This is a genomic window from Amycolatopsis vastitatis (assembly GCF_002234595.1).
GTDB lineage: Bacteria > Actinomycetota > Actinomycetes > Mycobacteriales > Pseudonocardiaceae > Amycolatopsis > Amycolatopsis vastitatis.
In genome coordinates, this window is the sequence record NZ_NMUL01000021.1 from 292,387 (window position 1) to 307,758 (window position 15,372).

General features: G+C 71.7%; 17 protein-coding genes. 12 read left to right on the plus strand and 5 right to left on the minus strand.

Features of this window, described 5'->3' with window-relative positions; genetic code table 11:
- Positions 1 to 62 precede the first annotated feature (62 nt).
- Both CF165_RS21820 and CF165_RS21825 read left to right on the plus strand, forming a co-directional pair.
- On the plus strand, positions 63 to 485 hold the full coding sequence (locus CF165_RS21820) for a hypothetical protein (RefSeq protein WP_093949367.1): 423 nt from the start codon (positions 63 to 65) through the stop codon (positions 483 to 485).
- A complete protein-coding gene (locus tag CF165_RS21825) occupies positions 482 to 844 on the plus strand; it encodes a VOC family protein (RefSeq protein WP_093949368.1) in 363 nt (120 codons plus the stop codon). The genes CF165_RS21820 and CF165_RS21825 overlap by 4 nt, the downstream gene beginning before the upstream one ends.
- Before the next feature lies 1 nt (position 845).
- Here CF165_RS21825 and CF165_RS21830 read toward each other — a convergent pair whose 3' ends face one another.
- The 4 genes from CF165_RS21830 to CF165_RS21845 form a co-directional block, all read right to left on the minus strand.
- Positions 846 to 1,280, minus strand: coding sequence for a DUF6292 family protein (locus CF165_RS21830; protein WP_093949369.1), 435 nt, complete (start codon positions 1,278 to 1,280; stop codon positions 846 to 848).
- 121 nt (positions 1,281 to 1,401) lie between these two features.
- Positions 1,402 to 2,034 carry a phosphoribosyltransferase gene (locus tag CF165_RS21835; protein ID WP_167441532.1) on the minus strand — a complete coding sequence of 211 codons (633 nt, stop codon included), beginning with the start codon at positions 2,032 to 2,034 and terminating at the stop codon, positions 1,402 to 1,404.
- Positions 2,035 to 2,057: 23 nt separating this feature from the next.
- On the minus strand, positions 2,058 to 2,396 hold the full coding sequence (locus tag CF165_RS21840) for a DUF6221 family protein (protein ID WP_093949371.1): 339 nt from the start codon (positions 2,394 to 2,396) through the stop codon (positions 2,058 to 2,060).
- Between the two features lie 40 nt (positions 2,397 to 2,436).
- On the minus strand, positions 2,437 to 2,988 hold the full coding sequence (locus tag CF165_RS21845) for a copper resistance CopC family protein (protein WP_093949372.1): 552 nt from the start codon (positions 2,986 to 2,988) through the stop codon (positions 2,437 to 2,439).
- A gap of 392 nt (positions 2,989 to 3,380) precedes the next feature.
- Between CF165_RS21845 and CF165_RS21850 the strand changes: the two genes are divergently transcribed.
- The 6 genes from CF165_RS21850 (at position 3,381) to CF165_RS21875 (ending at position 8,581) form a co-directional block, all read left to right on the plus strand.
- Positions 3,381 to 4,013 (plus strand): hypothetical protein, encoded by a 633-nt coding sequence (locus CF165_RS21850; protein ID WP_093949455.1) that lies wholly within the window; start codon positions 3,381 to 3,383, stop codon positions 4,011 to 4,013.
- A 2-nt stretch (positions 4,014 to 4,015) separates the two neighbouring features.
- Positions 4,016 to 4,924, plus strand: coding sequence for a CopD family protein (locus CF165_RS21855; protein WP_093949373.1), 909 nt, complete (start codon positions 4,016 to 4,018; stop codon positions 4,922 to 4,924).
- A gap of 23 nt (positions 4,925 to 4,947) precedes the next feature.
- Positions 4,948 to 5,928 carry a cupredoxin domain-containing protein gene (locus CF165_RS21860; protein ID WP_093949374.1) on the plus strand — a complete coding sequence of 327 codons (981 nt, stop codon included), beginning with the start codon at positions 4,948 to 4,950 and terminating at the stop codon, positions 5,926 to 5,928.
- A gap of 71 nt (positions 5,929 to 5,999) precedes the next feature.
- On the plus strand, positions 6,000 to 6,449 hold the full coding sequence (locus tag CF165_RS21865; protein ID WP_093949375.1) for a hypothetical protein: 450 nt from the start codon (positions 6,000 to 6,002) through the stop codon (positions 6,447 to 6,449).
- Positions 6,446 to 7,063: a cupredoxin domain-containing protein gene (locus CF165_RS21870; RefSeq protein ID WP_093949376.1), complete on the plus strand. Its 618-nt coding sequence runs from the start codon at positions 6,446 to 6,448 to the stop codon at positions 7,061 to 7,063. The genes CF165_RS21865 and CF165_RS21870 overlap by 4 nt, the downstream gene beginning before the upstream one ends.
- 93 nt (positions 7,064 to 7,156) lie before the next feature.
- Positions 7,157 to 8,581, plus strand: a complete 1,425-nt coding sequence (locus CF165_RS21875) for a glycoside hydrolase family 76 protein (protein WP_093949377.1) — start codon at positions 7,157 to 7,159, stop codon at positions 8,579 to 8,581.
- Between the two features lie 56 nt (positions 8,582 to 8,637).
- Here CF165_RS21875 and htpG read toward each other — a convergent pair whose 3' ends face one another.
- Positions 8,638 to 10,539, minus strand: a complete 1,902-nt coding sequence (gene htpG, locus CF165_RS21880; protein WP_167441533.1) for a molecular chaperone HtpG — start codon at positions 10,537 to 10,539, stop codon at positions 8,638 to 8,640.
- 236 nt (positions 10,540 to 10,775) lie between these two features.
- Between htpG and CF165_RS21885 the strand changes: the two genes are divergently transcribed.
- The 4 genes from CF165_RS21885 to CF165_RS21900 all read left to right on the plus strand — a co-directional run bounded on the left by CF165_RS21885 (position 10,776) and on the right by CF165_RS21900 (position 15,359).
- Complete coding sequence (locus tag CF165_RS21885) at positions 10,776 to 11,237, plus strand: HNH endonuclease (RefSeq protein ID WP_093949379.1); 462 nt, start codon at positions 10,776 to 10,778, stop codon at positions 11,235 to 11,237.
- Between the two features lie 97 nt (positions 11,238 to 11,334).
- On the plus strand, positions 11,335 to 12,687 hold the full coding sequence (locus CF165_RS21890; protein ID WP_093949380.1) for a protein kinase domain-containing protein: 1,353 nt from the start codon (positions 11,335 to 11,337) through the stop codon (positions 12,685 to 12,687).
- Positions 12,688 to 12,758: 71 nt separating this feature from the next.
- On the plus strand, positions 12,759 to 13,088 hold the full coding sequence (locus CF165_RS21895; protein ID WP_093949381.1) for a hypothetical protein: 330 nt from the start codon (positions 12,759 to 12,761) through the stop codon (positions 13,086 to 13,088).
- A 120-nt stretch (positions 13,089 to 13,208) separates the two neighbouring features.
- Positions 13,209 to 15,359: a hypothetical protein gene (locus CF165_RS21900; RefSeq protein WP_240521717.1), complete on the plus strand. Its 2,151-nt coding sequence runs from the start codon at positions 13,209 to 13,211 to the stop codon at positions 15,357 to 15,359.
- Positions 15,360 to 15,372: the final 13 nt, after the last annotated feature.

Here is a 15,372-nt window from a genome sequence, read left to right on the forward strand (position 1 = left end):
CCGCGTGAAGGAGGTTCCATGCACCGCGAAAGCGATCAGCATGCGCCGTTGGGCAGCGGGGCATGACGGCCGGCGGCCCGGCTCAGCCCACCGTCGTCGTGCATCACCGGCTCCACGCGGACTTCGCCGTCCCGTTCCCGTGGCTGCGCCGCGTCCTCGGCTCGCGAAGCGGCCTGGAACTCGACGCCGCCGGCCTGCGCGTCCGCTTCGGCCCGTGGCTGGTGGAGACCCCGCTGAGCAACCTGGCCGGCGCCGAGGCCACCGGCCCGTACAGCGTTTTCCGCGGCCTCGGCGTCCGGCTCTCGCTCGCCGACGGCGGCCTGACCTTCGGCACGACGACGCGAGGCGGCGTGTGCCTCCGGTTCCGGGAGCCGGTGGCCGGGATCGACCCGTGGGGCCGGCTCCGCCACCCCGGCCTGACCGTGACGGTCGCCGAACCGGAACTGGTCGCCGAAGCCGTCAACCGGATCGTGGCGGCCGCATGACGAGGACCCGCATCCTCGCCGTGGCGGTCGACTGCCGTCAGCCGGACCTGCTCGCCGAGTTCTGGGAAAAGGCGCTGGGCAACGGCAAAACCCGGACGTGGACCGACTCGCACGGCCTGACCTACCGCCAGCTCGACTTCGCCGACGGCCCCGCACTGTTGTTCCAGCCGGTACCCGAAGAGAAGGCCGGGAAGAACCGCCTGCACCTCGACCTCACCCCGGTGGGCCGCGACCAGCGGGCCGAGGTGGAACGGCTGGTGATGCTCGGGGCGAAGGTCCTCGACGACCCACCCGACGACCCGTGGGTCGTCCTCGCCGACCCGGAAGGGAACGAGTTCTGCGTGCTCCCGCCGCGGTGATTCAAGAATGGCCCTCGGGCAGCGAGACGGTGTCGCCGGCGTGGGCGGCCAGGCGTTCGTCGAAGCCGTCCGGGGCCCCGGGTCTGCGGAAGCCCGGCGGGTCGGGCTGGCCTGGGTACTCCTCGCCGTAAAGCTCCTGGACGAAGGCCACGACCGTCTCCGGCTGCGGCAGGACGTCCTCGCCGAGGTAGGCGAGCACGATCACGTCCTCGCCGGTCGCCGACTCGACCGCCGCGGCCCAGCCGTCCCGCTCGTCCCACAGCAGCGCCGTCTCGTGGTCCGGGAACCGCGTGAGCCGCCGCTCGAGCGCGAGGTAGGCGCCGGCGGGTACGTCGACTTCGCAGAACCAAGCGGGCACGTCCAGCTTGGCCGCGACGGCCAGCAGGTACTGCCTCAGCCCGCGCGCCGCCGCGCCGAGCCCGTCCCGTTCGATCATCGCGCGCCTGCCCATCCGGTCGGTGCCCCCGCCGGGTGATACCCCGTCACCCACCCGGTCAACCCGGTGTTCCCCGGGTGGAGCAGCACGTCACGGCTCGTCCTCTGTGGATTCCCGAGGGTCACCGGCCGAGCAGGCGCAGCACGTCTTCGTCGCCGGTCTGGCGGAAATCGGCGTACCACTGGCCGACCGCGCGAAATTCCGGCGGCTCGGCGACGCAGACGACGTCGTCGGCTTCCTCCCGCAGCCGCGCCGCCGCGCCCGGGGCGGCGACCGGCGCGGCGAAGACGACCGTCCGCGGGCCGGCCGCCCGCACGTCACGCAGCGCCGCGGTCGCGGTGACGCCGGTGGCCAGGCCGTCGTCGACGAGGACGACGTCACGACCGGCCAGAAGGACCGGCGCCCGGCCGGCACGGTAACGCTCGAGCCGACGGCGCGCCTCCGCCCGCTCCCGGCTCTCCGCCCGCGCCATCCGGGCGGCCGTCAGCTTCAGCGCGTGCAGGATGGCTTCGTCGTAGATCGCCGGGCCGTCGGCGGTCACGGCACCGACGCCGTACTCGCGCCGCCCCGGCGCGCCGATCTTGCGGGCCACCGCGACGTCCAGCTCGGCGCCGAGCCGGCGGGCGACCACGGCGGCCACCGGGACGCCGCCGCGGGCGAGGCCGAGCACGAGCGGGTCGGCCCAGCGGCGTTTCCGCAGTTCCGCGGCGAGCTGCCGTCCGCCGTCGTCGCGATCGGCGAAGATCCGGGGCATCGGTCCCGGCCGGCGGGAAACGCTCAGGGGCGCCATTCGTCGCGCCAGTCGGGGTGGGCTTCGTACACGGACGCGATCAGCTTGACCGAAGCGTCGTCGTGGGCGTCGCGGATCTCGCGGCGCAGGAACTCGGCCTTCTCGGCGAACGGCACCGGGTGCCTGTCCTCCATCGCTTCGACCGGCCCGCCGGCGAGCAGCAGCCCGTCACCGTCGTCGGTGTACATGATCCGGAGCCGTCCGCGCCGCTCGGCCTCGTCGATCAGCGGCAATTCGCCCGCCCGGACGCGCTCTTCGTCCTCCGCGAGCCGGGCGAGCACGAATTCGTCGAGCTTCGCGGTCGTGGTGTCGTCGAGGTTCGTCATGCGCCCGGGTTACCCGGACGGCGGCCCTGGCACACACCGCTCAGACGTTCGCGCGCGCCAGCCGCCTGGCCACCGCGAACCCCGTCCCGAGCAGGACGGCACCCCCGGTGATCCACGGCCACAGCGGCATCGAGCCGTCTCCACCCGGGCTCGCCGCCCCCGCGGCGACCGGCACCGCGGCCGCCGGTACCGCCGGCTGCGGGCCCGCGACGGTGAGCCGGAACGGGACCGAGCCGGAGACCGGGTGCCCGTCGGCGGAGGTGACCCGGTACCGGATGGTGTAGACCCCCGCCGGGCCGAGCGGGCGCAGCGGCGCGGACACCCGGGCATCCACAACGGACGCCGGGCCGGACTCCCAGTGCGAAGTGCCGTCGGGGCCGAGAACGGCGAGCTCGGTGAACTGGTTCTCCACGGGCTCGTTGAACACGAGCGCGGCCTCGGCCGGGGAGGTGGCGACGGCCGCGTCCTTGGCCGGAGTGCTGGACACCAGGACGCTGTGCGCGTCCGCCGCGGGGGCGCCGAGCAGGATCGCGCACCCGGCGGCCGCCAGCGCGCCGGCGATCCGGACGCGGAAAGACAAGCGGGAAGTCATGATTTCCTCGCGTTCTGGGGAATTCGAGCGACAGGGGAACCGTAGCGAGCACGTCCGGCCTCGCAATGGGAGCCGTGAAACGGCTGTGTTAACCAATTCTCACCGCCGCGCGGCGCGACCACCCGCGAACCGGGCAAATCGGGCGACTACTCCAGTGGTTCGCCACTCCAGCCACCCGAACGGCGCGGTGTTCGGGGCGTTCGGCGCAACTTCTCACCGTGGCGAGCCGCCGGGACGGCCGACGACTTTACCTGGCCTTCATGTGAAGATCACCCCCCGAAACGTGCCGGCTGGTTTTCTGCTCCCCACATCCCGTTCTTTCCCGCCGCTCCCCGATTCCCGGCACATCTCTTTCCCGGGGTGCGGATTCCCGTTCTTTGGAGGACGAAACCGTGCGAGGACCCGCCCTGCGCCGTGACCACGTCATAGCCGCGAGCCTGGCAGGCGCGGTCGTGATCGTCGTCGGCTACGCGTCCGGCATCGGCCTGCGTCCCGGTGGCACCGCCGACGCGGCGACCCCGCCCGTGGTCGCGGACGGCGGGCACCCCGCCACCCCGGCAACCCCTGGCACGCAACCACTTCCGCCGGGTCTGCCCCCCGCGGACGTGCCGGCGGTCCCGCTGCCCGCGGTCCCCGTCGGCGACCAGCCGGGCCAGACCGTGCCGTCGATGCCGTCGATGCCGTCGATGCCGTCGATGCCGGGCGACATCGGCGTGGTCCCGACCCCGGAGCCGGTGCCCACGGAACCCGGCTCGCCGGAACCCGCGCCGCCGCCGACGACCCCGGTGCCACCGGGCACCGACGTACCTCCGTGCCAGCCCGGTCTGCCGCAGCAGGTGCTGGACACCGTCGGCGGGCTGCCCCTGCTTGGCTCCGTCACCACCAGTCTCGGGGTGACCGGGCCGAGCGGCGTGGGCGCGCTCGTCCTCGGCTACTGCCGCACGACCGACGGCGGCCTGGAGCCCGCGATGGTCCCCGCCGGCGCCGTCGACGTCCCGGCCACGACCGTCCCCAGTGGACGGTGAGCGTGGAACCCGTCAAGGCCTGGTACGTGCTCGCCCGCACCGTCGACTACGCCGGCCTCACGCTGTTCGCCGGCGGGCTGCTGTTCCTGGCCGTGCTCTGGCCCGCCGGGGCAGGCCACCGCGGCGCCCGTTCGGTGCTGGTGACCGGCTGGCTCCTCGGCCTGCTCGGCACGCTCGCCGGCCTGGGGCTGCAAGCGGCGTGGGCCGCGCAACGCCCGCCGGGCGACCTCTTCGCCTGGGACCTCCTCAGCCAGGCACTGGACAGCCAGTTCGGGCGGATCTGGTTCGCCAGGGCCCTGCTGTGGCTGCTCGGCGGCGTGGTGCTGGCCTGGCTGCTGCAACGCGGCCGCGCCGCCGCGACGGCGTTGCCCTGGCGCGTCGGGACCGGCGCGGTCCTGCTCGGGCTGCTCCGCACGACCGGGCTCACCGGCCACGCGGTGGAGAGCACCCGGCCGTGGCTGACGCAGCTCGCGGATCTCGCCCACCTCGCGGGAGCCTCCGCGTGGATCGGCGGTCTCGCCGTGCTGCTGTTCGGCGTCCTCGCCCGCCGTGACCCCGAGGAACTCGCCGCGGTCGTCCCCCGGTATTCGAAGTTGGCGATGACGTCGGTCGCCGTGGTGGTCGCCGCGGGCACGGTGCTCGCGTGGCAGACCATCGGCAGCTTCGGCCGGGTGTTCAGCACGGCCTACGGGCAGACCCTGCTGGTCAAGCTCGCCGTGCTCGCCGCCGTGCTGCTCATCGCGCAGGCCAGCCGCAGCTGGGTGGGCCGCCGCCTCGACTTCGCCGTCGTGCTGCGCGGGGACGCCGCCACCGTCCGCCCGTTCGTCTATTCCGTCGCCGCCGAGACCACGCTCGTGCTCGTGGTCCTCCTCGCGGCGAGCTTCCTCGTCACGGCCAGCCCCGGCCGATGATCACCCCCGAAAGGAGTCTCTCGATGGACAACCCCAACCCCGCCGCCCCCGAGCAGCCGGAGGTGGTGCGGCGACGGCGGAACTGGCCGATCGCCGTGGCGATCCTCGCCCTGGCGACGGCGTTGTTCAGTCTCTCCACGCTTCGCGGCGGGCAGACCGAACAGGCCGCGCCGAGCCAGGCCGCGAACGTCGACCTCGCCGCGCTGGCCCAGCAGGGTCCGCTCGCGGTTCCGCTCTACCAGGGCCTCGCCGCGGAACAGGCCGGTGGCGCCGCGGCCGCCGCGCCGGCTGCCGCGCCGACGACGAAGTCGGTCGACGCGATGGGCTACAAGTTCACCCCGGCGAGCCTGACCATCTCGGTGGGCGACACGGTGACGTGGACCAACCACGACACCGCGCCGCACAACATCGTGGTCACCGACGGGCCGGAGAAGTTCACCTCGCCGACCCTGCAGACCGGGCAGACGTTCAGCCACACCTTCACCAAGGCCGGGACCTACTCCTACTACTGCGCGATCCACCCGGACATGAAGGCCACCATCACCGTCACCGGCACGGCCCCGACGACGGCCCCGCCGACCTCGGCCCCGACGTCCGCGCCGACGACGGACCCGACCCACTCGATGCCGATGCCGTCCACCCCGGCCGGCGGCGGCTCCTGCGTGCCGAAGTCGGTCCTGCAGCCGATCTTCGACCACATCAAGAGCGCGCACCTGGAGACCTCACCGGGTCAGCAGGTGCAGGACATCCTCAACCTGGACCAGTACATCAAGACCCACACGGTGTGGCTGGAAACGGTGCTCGCCCCGGCGTTCGACGGGTCGGCGGAAAAGGTCGTCACCGACACCCTCGCCCCGATCGTCGCGCACATCAAGAGCGCGCACCTCGAGGAGTCGCTGGGCCAGCAGGTGACCGACCTGCTGAACCTCGACCAGTACATCAAGACGCACACGGTGTGGCTCGAAAACGTGCTCACGCCGATGCTGAACCAGGCGAGCTGCTGAGGTTCGCCGTCCCCGCGGGTGGCCCGGTCTTCCGGCCGGGCCACCCGCTCCCTTCCCCGGAGGCCATCCCCATGACCGACACCGCCGTCCTGCCGGCGATCGGCTACACCCTGCGCCAAGACCGCTGCGTCATCGAGGTTTCCCCGCGCCCGCCCGTGATCCGCGGCCGGCTCGCCGCGACCGGCGGGCACTGGACGCCCGGCTCGACGCTCACGGTCACCTTCGACCCCGGCTCGCTGCGGACCGGGATCCCCTTCCTCGGCCGGGCGTTCCGGGGCGGCGAACTCACCTTCACCGCCGACGAAACCGGTGACGACCCCTTCGTGGCCGAGGGCCGGGTGGGCGGCCGAGAAGTCCGGCTGTGCGGGGACGTCCGGCACCGGGACTCCCGCAGTGTGGTCGTCTGGGCCGTCGGCGTCGTGCCCCCGGCCCGGCGGAAACCGCGGCGGGCGGGACGGCTCGTGCGGCTGCTCGCCCGGCGGCGGCTGCGCGTCGAGATCGCGATCGAGTTCGTCCGATGAGGCGCGTCGCACTGGTCGTCGCCGGACTGCTGCTCTTCCTGAACCTGCCGTTCGCGGGGCCGGCGGCCGCGGCGACGCAGCAGGTGATGATGCAGAACTACGCCTTCTCCCCCGCCTCGCTGACCGTCCGGGTCGGCGACACGGTCACCTGGATGCAGCACGACGAGGCCCCGCACGACGTCGTCACGACGAGCGCGCCGGTCGCGTTCCGCAGCCCGCGCCTGTCGGCCGGCCAAAGCTGGAGCTACACGTTCCAGCAGCCCGGCACCTATGCGTACTACTGCTCGGTGCACCCCGACATGCGGGCCTCGGTGACGGTCCTGCCCGCGCCCGCGACGGCCGCCCCGAAACCGGCACCGACCACGCCGGCGGCGGCCAAACCGGCACCGGCCCGCACCCCGACGTCCGCCGGAGCCCCGGCCGCCGCGGCGCCGGCGACCACCACCCCGGCCACCACACCGCCGGCCTCCGCCGCTCCGGCGTCCACGCCACCGGTGGTCCAGCAGGCGGTCGCGGCGACCCCGCCGACCCTGGACCCGATGCTGCTGGTCGCCGGGCTCGTCACCGGGATCGCCGTGCTGTGCCTGCTCCTGCTGGGCTCGCGCAGGGCGTGAATTCCTGTCCGGAACCTGTCCGGACAAAGGACTGGACCACTGGGATCAGGCCCCGACAATGGAAGCATCGCCCTTCAGCGTGGAAGGTGGCCGATGAACTTCCTCGTTCCCTTGCTGAGCCTGGTCCTCGCGGCCACCCCGGCCGCGGTTCCGGCCGCCACTCCGATCTGCGGCAAGTACTGTGACACCAGGGATCCGGCGCTGTCACCCGGTGACCGCGAAGGCGCTTCGGCCACGACCGGAGGGCGCCGGATCTCCCTGCACCTCGACGACGGCGACGACATGGGCTGGGCGGCGATCACCGGCGGCGCGGCCGGCGACCACGTCTGGCTGGACCGCTCGTTCGACGCCGGGCGGACGTGGGCGTCGGGCAGCAAGCTCGGGGACACCGCGACCCCGGCCGGGGCGACCGGCTGGCGGACCCTGATGTACAACGCCGACGACTGGGCGAACAAGGGCGTCGGGCTGCTGCGCGCGTGCGGGCAGCCCGGCGGGTCGGGGACCATCGCGTGCACCGGCTGGGCCCGCCCGACGTGGAACGCCTGGGACCGGCGCACCGCGGCCGCCACGGCGCTGATGGAGCGCTACAACCTGGGCACCGGCCTGTTCGACACCACCGGGTGGTGGAACTCGGCCAACGCGCTCACCGCGGTCATCGACGACGTCCGGGTCAGTGGCATGGGCAGCTACCGCTACGCGATCGACACGACGTACACGAAGAACCTCGCCGCTCAGGGCGGCAACTTCCGCAACGACTACCTGGACGACACCGGCTGGTGGGGCCTCGCGTGGGTGGACGCGTACGACCTGACGGGCGACAGCCGCTACCTGAACACCGCCCGCGCCGACGCCGACCACATGGACGCCTACTGGGACGGCGTCTGCGGCGGCGGGGTCTGGTGGAGCACGAGCCGCACCTACAAGAACGCCATCCCGAACTCGCTGTACATCCAGCTGAACGCGGCCCTGCACAACCGGATCCCGGGCGACACGGCGTACCTGGCGCGAGCACGGGCGGGCTGGACCTGGTTCGCGGGCAGCGGCATGATCAACGGCTCGAACCTGGTCAACGACGGACTGACCACCTCGACGTGCGCCAACAACGGCCAGGCGGTCTGGACGTACAACCAGGGCGTGCCGCTGGCGGCGCTCACCGAGCTGAACCGCGCGACGGGTGACGCGAGCCTGCTGACGAAGGCCCGCGCGATGGCGAACGCGTCGACGACCAACGGATCCCTGAACCCGGGCGGCATCCTCCGCGACCCGGGCGAGACACCGGGCGGCGGCGGCATCGACGGTCCGACGTTCAAGGGCGTGTACGTCCGGGACCTGGCAGTGCTCAACACGGCGCTTTCGGACCACCCGTACACGAGCTACCTGCAGCGCCAAGCAAACTCGGCGTACGCGAACGACCGCAACAGCGCGGACGCGTACGGACTGCTGTGGGCGGGCCCGCTCGACCAGTCCGACGCGGCCCGCCAGCAGAGCGCACTGGACCTGATGAACGCGGCCCCCTGACCGTGTCGTGAGTGAGAAACAGTGTTCCAACCCTGTTTCTCACTCACGACCCCGGCTCAGAGCGTCTTTTCCAGGCGGCCGGCCAGGAGCCTGATGAACCGCGACGGGTCGGCCAGCTCGCCGCCCTCCGCCAGGAGCGCCATTCCGTACAGCAGCTCGGCCGTTTCGGCCAGGCCCTCGTCGTCCGGCCGCGACGCGTGCGCCTCGCGCAGGCCCGTCACCAGCGCGTGCTCCGGGTTGAGCTCGAGGATCCGCTTGATCGGCGGCAGCTCCTGCCCCATCGCGCGGTACATCTTCTCCAGCGTCGGCGTCAGGTCGTGGGTGTCCCCGACGATGCAGGCGGGCGACGTCGTCAGCCGCGACGACAGGCGGACCTCCTTGACCGTGTCGCCCAGGGCCGTCGCCATCCACGTCAGCAGGCTTTCGAAGTCCTTCTTCTGCTGCTCGCGGGCGACCTCGGTGGCCTTCTTGTCCTCGTCCGACTCGAGGTCGACCTGGCCCTTGGCAATCGACTGGAACTGCTTCCCGTCGAAGCCCGGCACCGCGTCGACCCACATCTCGTCGATCGGGTCGGTCAGCACCAGCACTTCGTAGCCCTTGGCCCGGAACGCCTCCATGTGCGGGGAGTTCTCGATCGCCGACCGCGACTCGCCGGTCATGTAGTAGATGTGCTGCTGGCCGTCCTTCATCCGCTCGACGTACGCACGCAGCGACGTCGGCTTCTCGGCGTCTTGCGTCGACGCGAACGACGAGATCTCGAGGATGGCTTCGCGGTTCTCGAAGTCGTCGAGCAGGCCTTCCTTGACCGCGCGGCCGAACTCCTGCCAGAACGTCGCGTACTTCTCGGCGTCGGCGGTCATCATCGTCTTGACCGTCGAGAGCACCTTCTTCACCAGGCGGCGGCGGATCAGCTGGATCTGCCGGTCCTGCTGCAGGATCTCCCGCGAAACGTTGAGCGAGAGGTCCTGCGCGTCGACGACGCCCTTGACGAACCGCAGGTACTCGGGGACGAGCGACTCGCAGTCGTCCATGATGAAGACGCGCTTGACGTAGAGCTGCACGCCGCGCTTGCGCTCCCGCATGAACAGGTCCATCGGCGCGCGCGAGGGCAGGAACAGCAGCGCCTGGTACTCGAACGTGCCCTCGGCCTGGAGCCGGATCGTCTCCAGCGGGTCCTGCCAGTCGTGGCTGACGTGCTTGTAGAACTCGTGGTACTCGTCCTCGGTGACCTCGCTCGACGAGCGCGCCCACAGCGCCTTCATCGAGTTGACGGTCTCGGCCTTCGCGTCCTCGCCCTCGCCCTCGCCCGTCATCCGGATGGGCCAGGTGATGAAGTCGGAGTACTTCTTGACGATCTCCCGGATCTTCGCCGGGGACGTGTAGTCGTAGAGGTGGTCCTCGGCGTCTTCGGGCTTCAGGTGCAGGGTCACCGCGGTGCCCTGCGGCGCGTCCTCGATCTCCTGGATCGTGTAGGTGCCTTCGCCGGTCGATTCCCAGCGGACGCCTTCGGTGGTGCCGGCGCGGCGCGTCACGAGCGTGACCTTGTCCGCGACCATGAAGCTCGCGTAGAACCCGACGCCGAACTGCCCGATCAGGTCCTGCGACGCCGCCGCGTCCTTCGCCTCCTTGAGCTTGGTCAGGAAGTCGGCGGTGCCCGACTTGGCGATCGTGCCGATCAGGGCGATCACCTCGTCGCGGGTCATGCCGATGCCGTTGTCCCGCACCGTCAGGGTCCGCTCGGCCGGATCCGTCTCGATCGTGACGTGCAGGTCGGAGGTGTCCGCGTCGAGGTCCTTGTCGCGGTACGACTCCAGCCGCAGCTTGTCGAGGGCGTCGGAGGCGTTGGACACGAGTTCGCGCAGGAACGTGTCCTTGTTCGAATAGATCGAATGGATCATCAGCTGGAGCAGCTGACGCGCTTCCGACTGGAACTCCAGCGTCTCGATCGGGGTGGTCACTTCCGGTCCTTTCCGCATGTCGAAGCAAGGTCAAAAGCCGAGGTGGGTCGATCCTACCGAGCACGTCCGACACTCCGGGCGATCGAGGGGCCGAACCCCCCGGACGGCGGGCGCGTCCGGTCCGGTGAAACACGATTGACGCAGCTCAGGGCGCTCGGCGACGATGATCCGCAGCAGAGCGGAAAGCCGCCCGCCGGGCGGCTTTCCGCGTATCCGAAGCAGAAAAGAGGTGCCCGGTGAAGGTTCTCGTCCTCAACGCCGGCTACGAGCCGCTGCAGACCGTTTCCGTCCCGCACGCCATCCGCATGCTCGTGCGGCACGTCGCCGAGATCCACGAGGCCGAGGACGGCCTCGCCTACGGGCTGTTCCCGCGCCCCAAGATCGTGCGGTTGCTGCGGTACGTCGTCATGAAGTGGCGATATACGCAGCCACCGCGCTGGTCCCGGCGCGGTGTGCTGGTCCGGGACGGGCACCGCTGCGCGTACTGCGGGCAGCGCGCCACCACGATCGACCACGTGCGGCCGATCAGCCGTGGCGGGGCCCGGACCGACTGGCTCAACACCGTCGCCGCGTGCGGCGGCACGGCCCGCAGCTGCAACGCCCGCAAGGCCGACAAGCTGCCTGCCGAGGCCGGGATGAAGCTCCGCTTCGCCCCGTACGTCCCGGCGTGGGACCAGCTGCACCGGCTCGGCGCGTGAGCGCGACCTGTCCGTCGGCACATCGGCGGACAGGTCGTTAAGCTCGAACCGATCGTCTTCCGCACGCGTGTGTCCGGGGGAAGGCCGGGAGGTCGTCGTGACCGACGCAGGAGAGTTGATCGCCGGGCGCTACCGGCTGGCCGAGCGGATCGGCCAGGGGGCGATGGGCGTCGTCTGGCGCGCCCGCGACGAGCGGCTGGACCGGGTGGTCGCCGTGAAGCAGCTGGACTACGAGCCGGCCATCGGGCAGGCCGCGGGTGACCAGGCGGCGCTGCGTGCGCTGCGCGAAGCGCGGCTGACGGCGCGGCTGCGGCACCCGCACGCGGTCACGGTGCACGACGTCGTCGAGGAGTCCGGCGAGCCCTACCTGGTCATGGAGTACCTGCCGTCGCGCAGTCTCGCGGACATCCTGCTCGACCGGGACACCCTGCCCGCCGACGAGGTGGCCCGCATCGGCGCGCAGATCGCTTCGGCGCTCGCGGCCGCGCACGCCGAGGGCGTCATGCACCGCGACGTCACGCCGGCGAACGTCCTCATCGGCGAGTCCGGCGTCGCCAAGATCGCCGACTTCGGCATCTCCCGGGGAACCGGCGAAGGACTGGTGACCGGCGGCGGCTTCATCGCCGGCACCCCCGCCTTCCTGGCCCCCGAAGTCGCCGGTGGTGGCGAAGGCGGCTTCCCGGCGGACGTGTTCGCGCTCGGCGCGACGCTCTACCGCGCGCTGGAGGGCATGCCGCCGTTCGGCACCGACGACAACCCGATCACCCTGCTCCTGAAGGTCGCCAAGGAGGAGGTCATCCCGCCGCGGCACAGCGGGCCGCTCGCCGACGTCCTCGGCCGTCTCCTGCAGCGAGATCCCGCGGACCGCCCGACGATGGCCGAAGTCCAGGCGCTGTTCGAGGCGGTCACCGAGAACCGTCCGCTGCCGCCGCCGCGGCCCCGGCGGACCGCGACCCGCCTGATCCGCGTCCGGCGCCCGCGGCGCCGGCTCGTCCTGGCCAGCGCGGCCGGCGCGGTCCTGCTGGCCCTGGGCGTGGTGATCGGGACGGCGCTGGTCCCCGGCGGCACGGCCACCGTCGCGGCGCCGGTCTCGTCCGCTCCTCCGGTCTCGGCACCACCGGCCCCGACGACCACCGCCGACCTGGGCTGCGCCGCCCGCTACGAGGTGACGAACTCCTGGCCGGGCGGCTACCAGGTGCAGGTGACGGTCCGCAACGACCACGGCGCCGGCCTCTCCGGCTGGCGCGTCCTCTGGACGATGCCCGCCGGGCACCGCATCAGCGACCTGTGGAACGGCAACTTCACCGTCGACGGTTCGACCGTGACGGTCGAAAACGCCTCCTGGAACGCGAAGCTGGACGCGGCCGGGGCGACGACGTTCGGCTTCATCGCCTTGACGCAGAGCGGAAGCGGCGACGCCCGCCCGTCCCTCACCTGCCGGTCGCTCTGAGCACCCGAACGCACCTGTTCCCCCGGCGGCGTGCCCTGCGATAGTCGGAGCGCGGCCTTCGGGGAGGCATCGTGCACATCAGGTCCAGGCGCCGGTCGATCCGCTTCGACGGGCACACCGTGACGCTCAGCATCGCCACGACGAGCTGGGGAATCGTCCCCGACGACACCAAGAACCGGTTCCCGGTCGCGCAGATCACCCGGGTCGAGCACACCCCGGCGACGGCGTGGAAACCGGGCAAGATCGTGTTTGTGACCCCGGATTCGTCCCCCGACGTCGTCACGAACGTGCCGATGTTCGCCGACAAGCTGGCCGGCAACACGTTCCAGTACGACTACGGCGACCGCAAGAAGGTCGCGGAGTTCCTCGCCAAGCTCGAAAAGGCGCGCGGCCAGAGTTAGCGCCGCCACCGAGCGTCGTTGAGCCGATCGGCGTAATTCCGGCAAGATCGCGAACGCTTCTCAACGGTCAAGGCAACTGGTTCGTCGGTAGTGGTGATCAACCATCACACGGAGGTGCCAGTGCGAAGAACTTTGTCCATCGTCAGCGTCCTGCTTGCGGGCCAGGCCGGCCTGACCGGGCTCGCCCCGCCGCCCGCGGTCGCCGCGACCGCCCCGGCTCCCACGGCGACCGCCACGCTCGTCACCGCCGACCGCGTCACCGTCCGGACCACCGCGGACGGCCGCGACACCTATGAAATCCGGCCGGCCGCCGAGAAGGGCATGGCGCGGGCGTTGGTGCACCTGCGGCTCGGCGACCGTGACTACGAGGTCCCCGGCACCGCGCTCCCCTATCTCGGACGCGGGCTGGACCTGAGCCTGTTCGACGTCAAGGCCCTCCTGGCCGGCGCTCGGGTCCCGGTCGACACCCAGACCTTCGGCGCCGCTCTGGCGAAGCAGTTCAAAGAGGACAACGCGCGCGGCCATTTCGGCGGCCAGGGACTCTTCGCCGGTGGAGCGACCTTCGCGCTCTCCGGGGCACCGAAGCGGCAAGCCGTCCAGCCGCGGTCGGTGATGCGCACGGTGTCGGTCGACGCCACCGGCATCGACGGGAAGCCCGCCGACATCGGCATGGCGTTCCTGTACAACACCGACGACGGGAACCTCCTCGACCTGGACGAATCCCTGAACTACTTCTCGGGCGGCACGGCCAAGTTCAGCGTGCCCGACGGGAACTACAGCGCGTACGGCGTCTTCTGGACCGCCGACGCCGACGGCAACCCGACCGAGATGCGGTTCAGCGCGCAGCCGGAGTTCGCGGTCAACGCGGACACGACCGTCCGCGTCGACGCGAAACGCGCTTCCAGCAAGGTGACCTGGGTGACCCCGCGTCCGGCACTGCTCGACGACAACGGGTTCCAGTTCCGCCGCGCCGCGAAGACGGGACCGGCGCAGGTGATCGACTTCGACGCGGGGCCCGGCGTGCCGATCTCGGTCTCCCCGACGGCCGTCCCGGTGCGCACCGGGGCGCTGCAGACCTACCCGTACAGCAGGCTCGTGTCCCCGCCCGGGCCGGGCACGCCGTACGAATACGTGCTGCAGAAGGCCGCCATCGGCACGATTCCGCAGCAGCGGTACGTGATCACGGCGAAGGACATCGCCACCGTGAACGCCACCTACTACAGCGAGTACGCGACGCAGGGGTTGCGCCAGCGCAGCGGCATGTTCACCTTCGAGACCTTCGGCGGCCGGGCCGCCCACCCGATCGACCTGCCGCGCAGGCAGACCGAGTACGTCTCGGCCGCCCCCGACCTGATGTGGTTCGGCGGGATCGCCAAGTACCTGGTCCCCGGCCCGGGGTCGTTCCCCGGCTGGGCCGGCGGTCAGCACGAGGCGTTCCACCGCTACCAGGGCGGCTCGTCGCTCACCGAGGACTGGAACCGGTTCCCGCTGCACCCGGCGGGCGAGACGGCGCTGCTTCCGCTGGACGACGCGTCGATCTACACGCTGCCGGGCGCGACCCGGGCCGGCGACTTCGTGCGGTTCGCGATCACGCCGTTCAGCGACAACCAGCCCGGCCACACCGGCTTCGGGTTCTCCGGCGAGGCACGGGACACCATCACCGGGCACTACCGGCTCACCCAGGACGGCACCACCCTGGCCGAGGGCACCCCGTGGAACGGCGCCTACACCGTCGACCTCATGCAGGAGGTCGGCTCCGGCCCCTCGACGCTCGGGCTGACGGTCGACGCGGGCCGCACGGGCCCGATGTACCGCCAAAGCACCGCGACCCACACGGAGTGGACGTGGAAGTCGCACCACGTCGAGGGCGTGACGCTCCCGAAGGCGCTGTACTGCGGCCGCGGGGACGACGGACCGGATCGGTCCTGCGCGGTCGAACCCCTGATGACGCTCGGGTACGCCGTCGGCGGGCTCCGGCCGGACGGGTCCACGGTGTCCGGTCCGCAGGGACTGGACCTCACGGTCGGACACCTGCAGCAGAGCGCCGCGAGCGCGAGCACAGGGGCGACGGTCCAGTACTCGACCGACGGCTCCACCTGGCAGGACGCCACCGTCACCGCCCGCGGCGACGGCGTCTTCCACGCGGACTTCACCGCGACGACGGAGGCGTACCGCGGCACCGACGTCTCCCTGCGCGTCACGGCCTCCGACGCCGCCGGGGCGACGATCGCCGAGACGATCACCGCCGCCTACCACCTCTACGTGTCCTGAGAGGAATCTCCAC